Raw genomic sequence first — 14,488 nt, forward strand, 5'->3', positions numbered from 1 at the left:
TTCCCTGTCCCCGGGGGCGACGCCATATGCTGCACGCATGACGAGTGAGCCGGAGCAGCAGCTGGGAGTCGGGACGCAGGACGCGTTCCAGCGTCTGTGGACGCCCCACCGGATGGCCTACATCCAGGGCGAGAACAAGCCGAGCGGCCCCGGTGCCGACGACGGCTGTCCCTTCTGCTCGATCCCGGCCAAGTCCGACGAGGACGGTCTGATCGTCCGGCGCGGCGAGCACGTGTACGCGGTGCTCAACCTGTACCCGTACAACGGCGGCCACCTGATGACGGTGCCCTACCGCCACGTCGCCGACTACACCGAGCTGAACGCCGTGGAGACCGCGGAGCTGGCCGAGCTGACCAAGCAGGCGATGACGGCGCTGCGCACCGCGTCCGGCGCCCACGGCTTCAACATCGGCATGAACCAGGGCGCGGTGGCGGGCGCGGGCATCGCCGCCCACCTCCACCAGCACCTCGTCCCCCGCTGGGGCGGCGACACGAACTTCATGCCGGTGGTGGGCCACACGAGGGTGCTCCCACAGCTGCTCGGCGACACCCGCAAGATGCTGGCGGAGGCCTGGCCCTCCGCCTAGTACGCGGCTGCGTACTCGCGAGGCGCCCTAAGCGTTGTAGAGGTCCGCCTTCCCCGGCGTCGGATCCTGCACGGCCGTACTCAGGAACGCCGACCGCGTGCCGAACTTCTCGGTGTCCACGCCGTTCTCGTCCAGCACCCGGATCGCCGCCGCGTGCACCACCCGCAGTACCGGCGCCGCCGCGCGCAGGGCGTCGTCGGCCATGAAACGGTGCCGCCACGGCTGGTCGGCCCAGGCGTGCCGCAGGCCGAACGGCTCCGGCAGCGTGATCGTGCCGCCGAGCCAGTTCAGCAGCGGGGGATACCAGGTGAGCGGCGCGCGCACGGCGAGCCGCACCACCTCGTTCGCGGTGACCAGCGGGAGCATCACCTTGCGGGTCTCCCACGGCTTGAACGACTTGGCGACCTCCTTGGAGGGCGCCTCCGGCTTCGTGGTGAACAGCGGGTTCACCGGGCCGAGGGCGTGCCCGGTCACCTCGATGCGCAGCGTCTCGTGCAGCACGGTCACCGTGATCAGCATGGTGATGACCAGCTGGCCGTCCCACAGCGTCCACTGGACGCCCAGGTAGTGCCGGTCGCCCGCGCCGAACTGCTGCTTGTTGCAGATCTCCTGTATCGCGTGCGACTTGACCTGGTACGCCTCGACGTCCGTGCCCTCCGGACGGGACACCGCCTTGGCGTTCTCCCCGATCGGCGTGACCACCCAGTGCCGTATGGAGGGCTTGGTGAATCCGCCGGTGTTCAGCGGGCCGCGCTCCAGCATGCGCAGCTGGTCGTGGACGGCCTTCACGACGTCCCAGCTGCGGAAGGGGTGGATCTCCCGGTCCGGGTCGGCCGGCGCCAGGTTCTCGGCGAGCTGCCAGCTGCCCCAGCGGGTGCCCATCCCGAGTATGCCCTTGGGACCGGCGTAGAAGACGGAGTTGGACTGCTGCTCGGCGCCGAGCCTGGCCAGGGACTGGCGCAGCTGCTCGGCCGCGGTCTCGCCCGGGTTGCTGGGCACCGCCTCCGGAACCTTGGCGCCCACGCCGCTGCCCGACAGCAGCCCGTCCCAGCGCTCGCGCAGGTCCCGCGCGGTGCCCTCGCAGATCCGCTTGGCCCAGAACCAGCCCACCACCGGCATGACGACCGTCGCGCGCGCGTACCAGGCCCAGAAACCGGAGAAGGGCATCTTGACGAGGAACAGCACGGCCAGCGCGGCGATCGCCACAAGCACCGCGGTGCCCAGCGCCCCGGCCTGCTTGTTCTCCGCCTTGGAGACGGTGGTGCGGATCTGGAAGCCGAGCAGCCACACCAGCGCGCCGGGCAGGAAGAGCAGCCCGCACACCACGCTGACCATGGTCAGCCGGTTGTCACGGTTCTTGCGGATGCCGTTGGCCGCGAGGCAGTGCTCGACCACGACCTGCGGCTCGGCGCCGAAGGACTGGATGAGGGGCTTGCGGTCGCCGCCCAGCATGCGGTCGGCCACCGCGCGGGAGAACGCCTCGCCGAGGTTGGGCCGGAACACCGTGGCCCAGGACCGGCCGGTGTTGACGGTCGTCCGGTGCCACTCGTTGTCGGCCTTCTTGATCTCCTCCATCGGGCTGTCCCGGTAGGCGGCCGAGGCCAGCGCGAAGGTGGCCGTCTGGCCGCCGTCGTCCGTGCGCGGCACCTGCGGTCCGAAGAAGTCCGCGTACCCGCCGTCAACGGTCATTCCCGCCCCCTGATCGCCACACTGTCGCTCCTGCGGCCTTCCCGACTTCCCTGCCCCGCACACCTGTTGATCTGGTCATCAGCGTATCCGCCGGCACCGGCACGCGTCACGGGACGCCCGAAGGCGCCCCCCGTGCGCGCGGATCGGCCGCCGGGCGCGCCGTCGCACGCCGGGGTGGCGGACACGGCGCGGGGCAGCGGCCCCCCTGCGGCAGACCCCGCGCCGCAGGACCCGGCCGCGCTACGAGGCCGCCCTCACCTCCTCGCGCAGCCGGTCGGCGACCTGCGCCGGCATCGGTTCGTGCCGTGCGTAACGGCGGTCGAAGCGCGCCGTGCCGTGCGAGAGGGAGCGCAGGTCCACGGCGTAGCGGCCGATCTCGATCTCGGGCACCTCGGCCCTGATCAGGGTCCGGCCGCCGCTGGTCTGCTCCGTGCCCAGCACCTTGCCGCGCCGTCCGGACAGGTCGCTCATCACCGGGCCCACGTAGTCGTCGCCGACCAGCACGCTCACCTCGGCGACCGGCTCCAGCAGGTGGATCCTCGCCTCCGTCGCGGCCTCGCGCAGTGCCAGCGCGCCCGCCGTCTGGAACGCGGCGTCGGAGGAGTCCACCGAGTGCGCCTTGCCGTCGAGCAGCGTCACCCGCACGTCGATCAGCGGGTGGCCCGCGGCGACGCCCTTGGCCGCCTGGGCGCGTACGCCCTTCTCGACGGACGGGACGAACTGCCGGGGCACCGCGCCGCCGACGACCTTGTCCACGAACTCGATGCCCGAGCCGCCCGGCAGCGGCTCCACCTCGATCTCGCAGATGGCGTACTGCCCGTGTCCGCCGGACTGCTTGACGTGCCGTCCCCGCCCGGCCGCCCGGCCGCCGAACGTCTCGCGCAGCGGCACCCGGTGGGGGACCACGTCGACCTGGACGCCGTAGCGGCTGCGCAGCCGTTCCAGCGCCACGTCGGCGTGGGCCTCGCCCAGGCACCACAGGACCACCTGGTGGGTGTCCTGGTTGTGCTCCAGGCGCATCGTCGGGTCCTCGGCCACCAGCCGCGCCAGCCCCTGGGACAGCTTGTCCTCGTCGGATTTGCTGTGCGCCTCGATGGCGAGCGGCAGCAGCGGGTCCGGCATCTCCCAGGGCGCCATCAGCAGCGGGTCGTCCTTGGCCGAGAGGGTGTCCCCGGTCTCCGCGCGGGTCAGCTTGGCCACGCAGGCGAGGTCGCCCGCGATCACGTGCGAGACCGGCCGCTGCTGCTTGCCGAACGGCGTGGACAGCGCGCCGATCCGCTCGTCGACGTCGTGATCCTCGTGGCCCCGGTCGGTCAGCCCGTGCCCGGACACGTGCACCGTCTGGTCGGCGCGCAGGGTGCCGGAGAAGACGCGGACCATCGAGATGCGGCCCACGTACGGGTCGGAGGACGTCTTGACGACCTCCGCGACCAGCGACTCCTCCGGGTCGCACATCCGCAGCTCGCGCCCGGCGCCCTCCGGGGTGGTGACCCGGGGCGCCGCGCGTTCCAGGGGTGTCGGGAAGCCGCGCGTGATCAGCTCCAGGAGCTCGACGGTGCCCAGACCCTGCCGGGCGCCCTCGGCGGCCGGGGCGGCGGCCAGCACGGGGAAGAACACCCCGCGCGCCACGGCCCGTTCCAGATCCTCGATCAGCGTCTCGACGTCGACCTGCTCGCCGCCGAGGTAGCGCTCCATGAGGGTCTCGTCCTCGCTCTCCGAGATGATCCCCTCGATCAGCAGGGAGCGGGCCTCGTCGAGCTGCGGCAGATCCGCCTCGCCCGGCTCCGAGGCCACACGCTCCCCCGAGGCGTAGTCGAACAGCTTGCGCGACAGCAGTCCGACGAGCCCCGTCACGGGCGCGTGCCCGTCGGGGGCGGCCGGTCCGTGCAGCGGCAGGTACAGCGGCAGCACGGCGTCGGGGTCGTCGCCGCCGAACGCCTCCGCGCAGATCCGCGTCATCTCCTCGAAGTCCGCGCGGGCGGCCTCCAGGTGCGTGATCACGATGGCGCGCGGCATCCCGACCGCGGCGCACTCCTCCCAGACCATGCGGGTCGAGCCGTCCACCCCGTCGGAGGCCGAGACGACGAAGAGGGCCGCGTCCGCCGCGCGCAGACCGGCCCTCAGCTCACCGACGAAGTCGGCGTACCCGGGAGTGTCCAGAAGGTTGATCTTGATGCCGTCCCATTCGACCGGCACCAGGGAGAGCTGCACGGAGCGCTGCTGGCGGTGCTCCATGTCGTCGTAGTCCGAGACGCAGCCGCCGTCCTCCACGCGGCCCGCCCGGTTCACCGCCCCCGCCGTCAGCGCGAGAGCCTCCACGAGAGTCGTCTTGCCCGATCCGGAGTGGCCGACCAGCACCACGTTCCGTACGGAGGTGGGGTGGCCGGCCGCCGTCGCCCTGCCGGCGGCTCCGGGGTGGGTGTGTGCCTTGTCGCCCATGTCCTTGCCTCCCGTGCACGGTGAGGTCACTGTGGGCGCGGACACGCGGGACCGCGTGCACTGGCGGCTCCGGCGACGCCCGCGGTCCTTCGAGCTTTCCACTCCCTTCACGCCGCGTCCATACGAAGGACCCGATCCCGCCGCCCCGCCGGCCGCTCCGCGACGGCTCCGGGTGCCCGGCCACCGACCGCACGCGCGCGTGACTACGATGGGCCAGCCGGTGGCCAGCAAGGGCCGCGGCGCCACACCGACCGTCGGGAAGGCCATGCTGAACAAGTACGCGCGTGCATTTTTTACGCGTGTCCTCACACCGTTCGCCGCGTTTCTCATCCGCCGGGGCGTCAGCCCCGACACGGTCACGCTCCTCGGCACCGCCGGTGTGGTCGCGGGTGCGCTGGTCTTCTACCCCATGGGTGAGTTCTTCTGGGGCACGGTCGTGATCACGCTCTTCGTCTTCTCCGACCTCGTCGACGGCAACATGGCCCGCCAGCTCGGCCGCTCCAGCCGCTGGGGCGCCTTCCTGGACTCCACCCTCGACCGGGTCGCCGACGGCGCGATCTTCGGCGGACTCGCCCTCTGGTACGCGGGGTCGGGCGACGACAACATCCTGTGCGCGGTGTCGATCTTCTGCCTGGCCAGCGGTCAGGTCGTGTCGTACACCAAGGCGCGCGGCGAGGCGATCGGCCTGCCGGTGGCCGTCAACGGACTGGTCGAGCGCGCCGAGCGCCTCGTCGTCTCGCTGGTCGCCGCGGGCTTCGCCGGACTGCACAAGTTCGGCGTCCCCGGCATCCAGTACCTGCTGCCGGTCGCCCTGTGGATCGTCGCCGTCGGCAGCCTCGTCACGCTGGTCCAGCGCGTCGTCACGGTCCGCCGGGAGGCCGCCGAGGCCGACGCCGCCGCACAGGAGACCCAGGGCACCGAGGCGGCGAAGTGAGCGCTCGGGACCGGCTCGCCGACGGTCTGTACGGTGCCGGCTGGGGCACCGTGAAGAAGCTTCCCGAGCCCGCCGCGGTGCGGCTCGGCCGTACCGTCGCCGACCTCGCCTGGAAGCAGCGCGGCGCGGGTGTGCGCCGCCTGGAGGGCAACTACGCGCGCGTGGTGCCGGACGCCGGCCCCGAGCGGCTCGCCGCCCTCTCGCGCGCGGGCATGCGCTCGTACCTGCGCTACTGGATGGAGTCGTTCCGGCTCCCCGCGTGGAGCACCGAGCGGATCAGGAGCGGCTTCACGCCCGAGGACCTGCACCACCTCACCGACGGCATGGCCGCGGGCAAGGGCGTGGTGCTCGCCCTGCCGCACCTGGCCAACTGGGACCTCGCCGGTGCCTGGGTCACCACCGAGCTGGGCATCCCGTTCACCACGGTCGCCGAGCGCCTCAAGCCGGAGACGCTGTACGACCGTTTCGTCGCCTACCGCGAGGGCCTCGGCATGGAGGTCCTGCCGCACAGCGGCGGCGCCGCCTTCGGCACGCTGGCCCGGCGGCTGCGCGACGGCGGCCTGGTCTGCCTGGTCGCCGACCGTGACCTGTCCGCCTCCGGCGTCGAGGTCGACTTCTTCGGCGAGACGGCCCGGATGCCGGCCGGCCCCGCCCTGCTCGCCCAGCAGACGGGCGCGCGGCTGCTGCCGGTGACGCTCTGGTACGACGACTCGCCGGTGATGCGGGGCCGGGTGCATCCGCCGGTCGAGGTGCCCGGGTCAGGCACCCGGGCCGAGAAGACGTCCGTCATGACACAGGCGCTGGCCGACGCCTTCGCCACGGGCATCGCCGACCACCCGGAGGACTGGCACATGCTGCAGCGCTTGTGGCTGAAGGACCTCGACCCCGCCAAGGCACCCGGGGCACCCGGGGCGGGCCCGGCGCAGGGAGCGGCCGGGGGGCGGGGCGGCGCGTCGTGAGGATCGGCATCGTCTGCCCGTACTCCTGGGACGTGCCGGGCGGCGTCCAGTTCCACATCCGCGACCTCGCCGAGTACTTCGTCCGGCTCGGCCACGAGGTGTCCGTCCTGGCCCCGGCCGACGACGACACCCCGCTGCCCCCGTACGTCGTCTCCGCCGGCCGCGCGGTGCCGGTGCCGTACAACGGCTCGGTGGCCCGGCTGAACTTCGGCTTCCTGTCGGCGGCCCGGGTGCGGCGCTGGCTGCACGACGGCAGGTTCGACGTCATCCACATCCACGAGCCGACCTCGCCCTCGCTCGGCCTGCTCACCTGCTGGGCGGCGCAGGGCCCGATCGTGGCCACCTTCCACACGTCCAACCCGCGCTCCCGCGCGATGATCGCCGCGTACGCGATCCTCCAGGCCGCCCTGGAGAAGATCAGCGCCCGGATCGCCGTGAGCGAGTACGCCCGCCGCACGCTCGTCGAGCACCTGGGCGGCGACGCGGTCGTCATCCCCAACGGCGTCGACGTCGACTTCTTCGCCGACGCGGAGCCGAAGTCCGAGTGGCAGGGCGACACCATCGGCTTCATCGGGCGCATCGACGAGCCCCGCAAGGGCCTCCCGGTGCTCATGCGGGCCCTGCCGAAGATCCTCGCGGCCCGCCCGCAGACCCGGCTGCTCGTCGCGGGCCGCGGTGACGAGGAGGAGGCCGTGGAGCGCCTGCCCAGGGAACTGCGCTCCCGCGTCGAGTTCCTCGGCATGATCAGCGACGAGGACAAGGCCCGCTTCCTGCGCAGCGTCGACCTGTACGTGGCACCCAACACGGGCGGCGAGAGCTTCGGCATCGTCCTCGTCGAGGCCATGTCGGCCGGTGCCCCCGTCCTCGCCTCCGACCTGGACGCCTTCGCCCAGGTCCTCGACCAGGGCGCGGCCGGCGAACTCTTCCCCAACGAGGACGCCGACGCCCTGGCCGACGCGGCCGTGCGCCTGCTGGCCGACCCGGAGCGGCGCACCGCGCTGCGGGAGCGGGGGAGCGCCCACGTACGGCGCTTCGACTGGTCCACGGTGGGCGCGGACATCCTGTCGGTCTACGAGACGGTCACCGCGGGAGCGGCGGCGGTGGCGGCGGACGACCGGGCGACGGGCCTGCGGGCGCGCTTCGGCCTGGCGAGGGACTGACCGCGGGGCGCCCGCCACGGGCGGCCGGCCCGCGGTGGGGAGGACCGACCGACGGGTGCCTGTCACCGGCGTCGGGCGGCCGGCCCGCGGTGGCGAAAGGCTGGCCGCCGGGGGTGTCCGCCCTGGGGATGGGGCGCCCTCCGTGGGGGTGTCGGGTGGCCGGCCCGCGGTGGTGCGGGGCCGGCCGCCGGGGCTGTCACGGGTCGGGGGTGTGGCTGACCGGCGGGGTGACCTGTCACGGTCCGGTCGGGGTGGCCGGCCGCCGGGGTGCCCGTGACGGGTGTGGGGTGGCTGGTCGGCGGTGGCGAGAGACGGACCGCCCGGGTGTCCCGCCACGGGCGTGGGGCAGCCGGCCCGCCCTGCCCAGGCGGCCGGCGTCGTGCGGACCGGCGGGGACGTGTGCCTCCCCCGCCCGGGCCCACCGTCGGACGCGGGCCCGCCGACGGGAGGGCAGGCGGCGGGCCCGGCGCCTCGGAGCCGCACGCGGCTCACCGGCTCCGCCCGCTCCACCGATAGGGTTGCCGCCCGTGACCGCAACCCTCATCTGGATCCTGGTCGTCCTCGTCGCCGTCGGCCTGTACCTCAGCTGGACGGCCGGCCGCCTGGACCGGCTGCACGCCCGGATCGACGCCGCCCGCGCCGCCCTGGACGCGCAGCTGCTGCGCAGGGCGTCCGTGGCCCAGGAACTCGCCACCTCCGGCGTGCTCGACCCCGCCGCCTCCATGGTCCTCTACGAGGCCGCGCACGCCGCCCGGCAGGCCGAGGAGGAGCTGCGGGAGGTCGCCGAGAGCGAGCTGAGCCAGGCCCTGCGCGCCGTGTTCGCCGACGCCCAGCAGGTGGACGCGCTGCGCGAGGCGCCCGGGGGAGAGGCGGCGGCCCACGAGCTGGCCGAGGCCGTGCGCCGGGTGCCGATGGCCCGGCGCTTCCACAACGACGCGGTGGGAGCCGCCCGCAGGCTGCGCGAGCACCGCAAGGTGCGCTGGTTCCGCCTCGCCGGGCACGCGCCCTTCCCACTGGCCTTCGAGATGGACGACGAGCCGCCGGCCGCCCTGGTCGAGCGGGCGGCGTAGACCCTGACCGTCGGCGCCCGCGGCGAAAACGATCCACCGCCTTCCCATTGGCCCTTGCTGTGGCCTGCTCGCCTCGCGTTTCCTCGTTGCTGCAGAAACCCCCTTCCCCTCAGCGAGGTACCCGTGTCCAGCACGCTCCCCGAAAACCAGACCCCCGAGACCGGCACCGCCCGCGTGAAGCGCGGCATGGCCGAGCAGCTCAAGGGTGGCGTCATCATGGACGTCGTCACGCCGGAGCAGGCGAAGATCGCCGAAGACGCGGGCGCCGTCGCCGTCATGGCCCTGGAGCGCGTCCCGGCCGACATCCGCAAGGACGGCGGTGTGGCCCGGATGTCCGACCCGGACATGATCGAGGGCATCATCAACGCGGTCTCCATCCCCGTGATGGCGAAGTCCCGCATCGGCCACTTCGTGGAGGCCCAGGTCCTGCAGTCCCTCGGCGTCGACTACATCGACGAGTCCGAGGTCCTCACCCCGGCCGACGAGGTCAACCACAGCGACAAGTTCGCCTTCACCACCCCCTTCGTCTGCGGCGCGACCAACCTGGGCGAGGCCCTGCGCCGGATCGCCGAGGGCGCGGCCATGATCCGCTCCAAGGGCGAGGCCGGCACCGGCAACGTCGTGGAGGCCGTGCGTCACCTGCGGCAGATCAAGAACGAGATCGCCCGGCTGCGCGGCTACGACAACAACGAGCTGTACGCCGCCGCCAAGGACCTGCGCGCCCCGTACGAGCTGGTCAAGGAGGTCTCCGAGCTCGGCAAGCTGCCGGTGGTCCTCTTCTCCGCCGGTGGTGTCGCCACCCCGGCCGACGCCGCGCTCATGCGCCAGCTGGGCGCCGAGGGCGTCTTCGTCGGCTCCGGCATCTTCAAGTCCGGCGACCCCGCCAAGCGCGCCGCCGCCATCGTGAAGGCCACCACCTTCTACGACGACCCGAAGATCATCGCGGACGCGTCCCGCAACCTGGGCGAGGCCATGGTCGGCATCAACTGCGACACCCTCCCCGAGGCCGAGCGCTACGCCAACCGCGGCTGGTAGGACACCGAACCCATGAGCGACACCCCCGTCATCGGCGTCCTGGCCCTCCAGGGCGACGTACGGGAGCACCTCGTCGCCCTGGCCGTGGCCGACGCCGTGGCCAGGCCGGTGAGGCGCCCCGAAGAACTCGCCGAGGTGGACGGACTGGTCATCCCCGGCGGCGAGTCCACGACGATCTCCAAGCTCGCCGTCCTCTTCGGCGTGATGGAGCCCCTGCGCGCCCGCGTGCGGGACGGCATGCCCGTGTACGGCACCTGCGCCGGCATGATCATGCTGGCCGACAAGATCCTCGACCCGCGCTCGGGGCAGGAGACGGTCGGCGGCATCGACATGATCGTGCGCCGCAACGCCTTCGGGCGGCAGAACGAGTCCTTCGAAGCCGCCGTCGGCATCAAGGGCGTCGAGGGCGAACCCGTGGAGGGCGTCTTCATCCGCGCGCCCTGGGTCGAGTCCGTGGGCGCCGCCGCCGAGGTGCTCGCCGAGCACGACGGCCACATCGTCGCCGTCCGCCAGGGCAACGCGCTGGCCACCTCGTTCCACCCGGAACTGACCGGCGACCACCGCGTGCACGCGCTCTTCGCGGACATGGTGCGCGCGAACCGGGCGGCTCGGTCCTTGTAGGATTCCTGCGTTCGTTGCAGGAGATGGGTTACGCGAAGGAGACAGGCAGATGTCCGGCCACTCTAAATGGGCTACGACGAAGCACAAGAAGGCCGTGATCGACGCCAAGCGCGGCAAGCTCTTCGCGAAGCTGATCAAGAACATCGAGGTCGCGGCGCGCATGGGCGGCGTCGACGTCGAGGGCAACCCGACGCTGTACGACGCCATCCAGAAGGCGAAGAAGCAGTCGGTCCCGAACAAGAACATCGACTCCGCGGTCAAGCGCGGCGGCGGCCTCGAGGCCGGCGGCGCCGACTACGAGACGATCATGTACGAGGGCTACGGTCCCAACGGGGTCGCGGTGCTCATCGAGTGCCTCACCGACAACCGCAACCGCGCCGCCTCCGACGTCCGCGTCGCCATGACCCGCAACGGCGGCTCCATGGCCGACCCGGGCTCGGTGTCGTACCTGTTCAACCGCAAGGGCGTCGTGATCGTGCCCAAGGGCGAACTGTCCGAGGACGACGTCCTCGGCGCCGTCCTCGACGCGGGGGCGGAGGAGGTCAACGACCTCGGCGAGTCCTTCGAGGTGCTCAGCGAGGCGACCGACCTGGTCGCGGTCCGCACCGCACTCCAGGACGCCGGCATCGACTACGAGTCGGCCGACGCCAACTTCGTCCCGACCATGCAGATCGAGCTGGACGAGGAGGGCGCGCGGAAGATCTTCCGGCTCATCGACGCCCTGGAGGACAGCGACGACGTGCAGAACGTCTTCGCCAACTTCGACGTGAGCGACGAGGTCATGGAGAAGGTCGACGCCTGACGCGTCCCCTGCTCAGCGGGCCGACGGGGACACACCCCGTCGGCCCGTCGTCTTGTCAGTGGCACCCGATAGCCTGCACAAACAGGTGATCGACGAGAGGGGGTGGCGTGCGCGTACTGGGGGTGGACCCCGGGCTGACCCGCTGCGGGGTCGGTGTCGTGGAGGGCGTCGCGGGCCGGCCGCTCACCATGATCGGCGTCGGCGTCGTCCGCACGCCCGCGGACGCCGACCTCGGCCACCGCCTCGTCGCCGTCGAGCAGGGCATCGAGCGGTGGCTGGACGAGCATCGGCCGGAGTTCGTCGCCGTGGAGCGCGTCTTCAGCCAGCACAACGTCCGTACGGTCATGGGCACCGCCCAGGCCAGCGCCGTCGCCATCCTGTGCGCGTCCCGCCGCGGCATCCCCGTCGCCCTGCACACGCCCAGCGAGGTCAAGGCGGCCGTCACCGGCAGCGGGCGGGCCGACAAGGCGCAGGTCGGCGCCATGGTCACCCGCCTGCTGCGGCTCGCCGCCCCGCCCAGACCGGCCGACGCCGCCGACGCCCTCGCCCTCGCCATCTGCCACATCTGGCGCGCCCCCGCGCAGAACCGGCTCCAGCAGGCGGCGGCCCTCCACGCCTCACGGAGTCCGCGCCGCCCGCAGACCGCCCACCCCCCGAAAGGCCGCCCCGCATGATCGCCTTCGTCAGCGGTACCGTCGCCGCCCTCGCCCCCGACGCCGCGGTGGTCGAGGTCGGTGGCGTCGGCATGGCCGTGCAGTGCACGCCCGACACGCTCTCCACCCTGCGGCTCGGCAAGCCCGCCAAGCTCGCCACCTCCCTCGTCGTCCGGGAGGACTCGCTCACGCTCTACGGCTTCGCCGACGACGACGAACGCCAAGTCTTCGAGCTGCTCCAGACCGCCAGCGGCGTCGGCCCCCGGCTCGCCCAGGCGATGCTCGCCGTGCACCGGCCCGACGCCCTGCGCAGAGCCGTCTCCACCGGCGACGAGAAGGCCCTCACCGCCGTCCCCGGCATCGGCAAGAAGGGCGCGCAGAAGCTGCTCCTGGAACTGAAGGACCGCCTCGGTGAGCCGATCGGCGCGCCCGCCGTCGGCGCCCCGGTCAGCACCGGCTGGCGCGACCAGCTGCACGCCGCCCTGATCGGCCTCGGGTACGCGACCCGCGAGGCCGACGAGGCCGTCGCCGCCGTGGCGCCGCAGGCGGAAGCCGCCGGAGGGACGCCACAGGTGGGCGCGCTGCTGAAGGCCGCCCTGCAGACGCTGAACCGCGCCCGCTGACCACGCCCGCCACCACCGACCGGTGCGCCACGGCAAGGAGAACGAAGTGAACTGGGACGACACGACCGACGCGGAAGCCGCCGCCGAGCGGCTGGTGGGCGCTGTCGCCGCCGGCGAGGACCAGGCCGTGGAGGCCGCGCTGCGCCCCAAGGACCTGGGCGAGTTCATCGGCCAGGAGAAGGTCCGCGAGCAGCTCGACCTGGTGCTGCGGGCCGCACGCGCGCGCGGCGCGACCGCCGACCACGTGCTCCTCTCCGGCGCCCCCGGCCTTGGCAAGACCACCCTCTCGATGATCATCGCGGCCGAGATGGAAGCCCCCATCCGCATCACCTCGGGGCCCGCCATCCAGCACGCCGGCGACCTCGCCGCGATCCTCTCCTCCCTCCAGGAGGGCGAGGTCCTCTTCCTCGACGAGATCCACCGCATGTCGCGGCCCGCCGAGGAGATGCTCTACATGGCGATGGAGGACTTCCGTGTCGACGTCGTCGTCGGCAAGGGCCCCGGTGCCACCGCCATCCCCCTGGAGCTGCCCCCCTTCACCCTGGTCGGCGCCACCACGCGCGCGGGCCTGCTGCCGCCCCCGCTGCGCGACCGCTTCGGCTTCACCGCCCACATGGAGTTCTACGGACCGGCCGAGCTGGAACGGGTGATCCACCGCTCCGCGGGCCTGCTCGACGTCGAGATCGACACCACCGGCGCCGCCGAGATCGCCGGCCGCTCCCGCGGCACCCCCCGCATCGCCAACCGCCTGCTGCGCCGGGTCCGCGACTACGCCCAGGTCAAGGCCGACGGTCTGATCACCCAGGAGATCGCCGCGGCCGCCCTGGCTGTCTACGAGGTCGACGCCCGGGGCCTGGACCGGCTCGACCGGGGAGTGCTGGAGGCCCTTCTGAAGCTGTTCGGCGGCGGGCCGGTCGGCCTGTCCACGCTCGCCGTCGCCGTCGGGGAGGAGCGTGAGACAGTGGAAGAGGTCGCCGAACCCTTCCTCGTACGGGAGGGTCTGCTCGCCCGCACCCCACGCGGGCGGGTGGCCACTCCGGCCGCCTGGGCCCACCTCGGCCTCACCCCGCCGCGTCCTCAGAGTTCAGGAAACGGACAACAGGACTTGTTCGGGGCGTGACGACCCGGTCACGAGAGGCACATTCGCCGGAGCAGGAACCCCGGTGCCATGCTGAGCGTTGTTCCATGCGCGCGGACTCGCTTAGACTCCGCCGATGCCGCCCTAGTCGGCGGCGTACACACCCCCAACCCAGGCCGCTCACCATCGCGGTCGTGTGAAGGAAGTACCGACCCGTGAGTCTCGTGACCCTCCTCCCGTTCATCGTGCTCATCGGGGCCATGTTCCTGATGACGCGGTCGGCGAAGAAGAAGCAGCAGCAGGCCGCCTCCATGCGGAACGAGATGCAGCCCGGAACCGGTGTCCGCACCATCGGGGGCATGTACGCCACGGTCAAGGAGGTCAACGACGACACGGTCCTCCTCGACGCCGGCCCGGGTGTGGAGCTGCTCTTCGCCAAGAACGCCATCGGCGCCGTCCTCTCCGACGACGAGTACAACCGCATCGTCCACGGCATCGAGTACGACCTGAAGTCCGACGCGGACGTCGTCCCCGACGACGCCTCCTCCCTCACCGGGACCGACGCCCCCGCCGACGCCTCCTCCGACGACAAGTCCGTCGACCTCGGCAAGAAGGCCGAAGAGCCGGCCGGTGAGACGGCCGGCGAGCCGACGGTCGACGCCGCGCCCGCCGAGGCGAAGACGGACGAGCAGGCGAAGAAGTCCGACGGCGGTTCCGAGGCGAAGTAAGCCGTGCCCGGGGTGCGCGGGACAGGGTCCCGCGCACCCCGCGTGACGCGCGGCTCGCACGGATCCGGACACCATGTGATGGCCGCCGGTGACGCCTTCTGGGCGCGAAGC

Annotated in this window: 14 protein-coding genes; 12 read left to right on the forward strand and 2 right to left on the reverse strand. The window is 72.6% G+C overall.

The features are described from left to right. The first annotated feature begins 37 nt into the window (after positions 1 to 37). A complete protein-coding gene (locus EV562_RS19590) occupies positions 38 to 586 on the forward strand; it encodes an HIT domain-containing protein (RefSeq protein ID WP_133888089.1) in 549 nt (182 codons plus the stop codon). 27 nt (positions 587 to 613) lie between these two features. On the opposite strand, the gene EV562_RS19595 is transcribed toward EV562_RS19590, so the two are convergent. Both EV562_RS19595 and EV562_RS19600 read right to left on the reverse strand, forming a co-directional pair. Beyond that, positions 614 to 2,275 (reverse strand): hypothetical protein, encoded by a 1,662-nt coding sequence (locus EV562_RS19595; protein ID WP_133888090.1) that lies wholly within the window; start codon positions 2,273 to 2,275, stop codon positions 614 to 616. A 240-nt stretch (positions 2,276 to 2,515) separates the two neighbouring features. Beyond that, complete coding sequence (locus EV562_RS19600; RefSeq protein ID WP_133888091.1) at positions 2,516 to 4,714, reverse strand: elongation factor G-like protein EF-G2; 2,199 nt, start codon at positions 4,712 to 4,714, stop codon at positions 2,516 to 2,518. A gap of 208 nt (positions 4,715 to 4,922) precedes the next feature. Between EV562_RS19600 and pgsA the strand changes: the two genes are divergently transcribed. The 11 genes from pgsA to yajC all read left to right on the forward strand — a co-directional run bounded on the left by pgsA (position 4,923) and on the right by yajC (position 14,377). Next, positions 4,923 to 5,648 (forward strand): phosphatidylinositol phosphate synthase, encoded by a 726-nt coding sequence (gene pgsA / locus EV562_RS19605; protein ID WP_133888232.1) that lies wholly within the window; start codon positions 4,923 to 4,925, stop codon positions 5,646 to 5,648. Next, positions 5,645 to 6,607: a phosphatidylinositol mannoside acyltransferase gene (locus EV562_RS19610; RefSeq protein WP_133888092.1), complete on the forward strand. Its 963-nt coding sequence runs from the start codon at positions 5,645 to 5,647 to the stop codon at positions 6,605 to 6,607. Before pgsA ends, EV562_RS19610 begins: the two co-directional genes overlap by 4 nt. Continuing rightward, entirely contained in the window at positions 6,604 to 7,767 is a 1,164-nt protein-coding gene (locus EV562_RS19615) for a glycosyltransferase family 4 protein (protein WP_133888093.1), read from the forward strand. Before EV562_RS19610 ends, EV562_RS19615 begins: the two co-directional genes overlap by 4 nt. Positions 7,768 to 8,294: 527 nt before the next feature. After that, complete coding sequence (locus EV562_RS19620) at positions 8,295 to 8,837, forward strand: hypothetical protein (protein ID WP_133888094.1); 543 nt, start codon at positions 8,295 to 8,297, stop codon at positions 8,835 to 8,837. A 123-nt stretch (positions 8,838 to 8,960) separates the two neighbouring features. Next, on the forward strand, positions 8,961 to 9,872 hold the full coding sequence (gene pdxS, locus EV562_RS19625; protein ID WP_133888095.1) for a pyridoxal 5'-phosphate synthase lyase subunit PdxS: 912 nt from the start codon (positions 8,961 to 8,963) through the stop codon (positions 9,870 to 9,872). A gap of 12 nt (positions 9,873 to 9,884) precedes the next feature. Further along, positions 9,885 to 10,493, forward strand: coding sequence for a pyridoxal 5'-phosphate synthase glutaminase subunit PdxT (pdxT, locus tag EV562_RS19630; protein WP_133888096.1), 609 nt, complete (start codon positions 9,885 to 9,887; stop codon positions 10,491 to 10,493). Between the two features lie 49 nt (positions 10,494 to 10,542). After that, entirely contained in the window at positions 10,543 to 11,295 is a 753-nt protein-coding gene (locus EV562_RS19635; RefSeq protein ID WP_133888097.1) for a YebC/PmpR family DNA-binding transcriptional regulator, read from the forward strand. Between the two features lie 107 nt (positions 11,296 to 11,402). Then, positions 11,403 to 11,969, forward strand: a complete 567-nt coding sequence (ruvC, locus tag EV562_RS19640; RefSeq protein WP_133888098.1) for a crossover junction endodeoxyribonuclease RuvC — start codon at positions 11,403 to 11,405, stop codon at positions 11,967 to 11,969. Continuing rightward, positions 11,966 to 12,571: a Holliday junction branch migration protein RuvA gene (gene ruvA, locus EV562_RS19645; protein ID WP_133888099.1), complete on the forward strand. Its 606-nt coding sequence runs from the start codon at positions 11,966 to 11,968 to the stop codon at positions 12,569 to 12,571. Before ruvC ends, ruvA begins: the two co-directional genes overlap by 4 nt. Before the next feature lie 46 nt (positions 12,572 to 12,617). Further along, positions 12,618 to 13,691, forward strand: coding sequence for a Holliday junction branch migration DNA helicase RuvB (gene ruvB / locus EV562_RS19650; protein ID WP_133888100.1), 1,074 nt, complete (start codon positions 12,618 to 12,620; stop codon positions 13,689 to 13,691). Between the two features lie 173 nt (positions 13,692 to 13,864). Then, a complete protein-coding gene (gene yajC, locus EV562_RS19655) occupies positions 13,865 to 14,377 on the forward strand; it encodes a preprotein translocase subunit YajC (protein WP_133888101.1) in 513 nt (170 codons plus the stop codon). Positions 14,378 to 14,488 lie beyond the last annotated feature (111 nt).

This window comes from Streptomyces sp. BK208, from assembly GCF_004364245.1.
Classification (GTDB): domain Bacteria; phylum Actinomycetota; class Actinomycetes; order Streptomycetales; family Streptomycetaceae; genus Streptomyces.

What these genes read in the sequence shown, in the direction of transcription:
- EV562_RS19590 (WP_133888089.1), top strand. Translation starts at nt 38, where the DNA reads ATGACGAGTGAGCCGGAGCAGCAGCTGGGAGTCGGGACGCAGGACGCG.
- EV562_RS19595 (WP_133888090.1), bottom strand. Translation starts at nt 2,275, where the DNA reads ATGACCGTTGACGGCGGGTACGCGGACTTCTTCGGACCGCAGGTGCCG.
- EV562_RS19600 (WP_133888091.1), bottom strand. Translation starts at nt 4,714, where the DNA reads ATGGGCGACAAGGCACACACCCACCCCGGAGCCGCCGGCAGGGCGACG.
- pgsA (WP_133888232.1), top strand. Translation starts at nt 4,923, where the DNA reads ATGGGCCAGCCGGTGGCCAGCAAGGGCCGCGGCGCCACACCGACCGTC.
- pdxT (WP_133888096.1), top strand. Translation starts at nt 9,885, where the DNA reads ATGAGCGACACCCCCGTCATCGGCGTCCTGGCCCTCCAGGGCGACGTA.
- EV562_RS19635 (WP_133888097.1), top strand. Translation starts at nt 10,543, where the DNA reads ATGTCCGGCCACTCTAAATGGGCTACGACGAAGCACAAGAAGGCCGTG.
- ruvA (WP_133888099.1), top strand. Translation starts at nt 11,966, where the DNA reads ATGATCGCCTTCGTCAGCGGTACCGTCGCCGCCCTCGCCCCCGACGCC.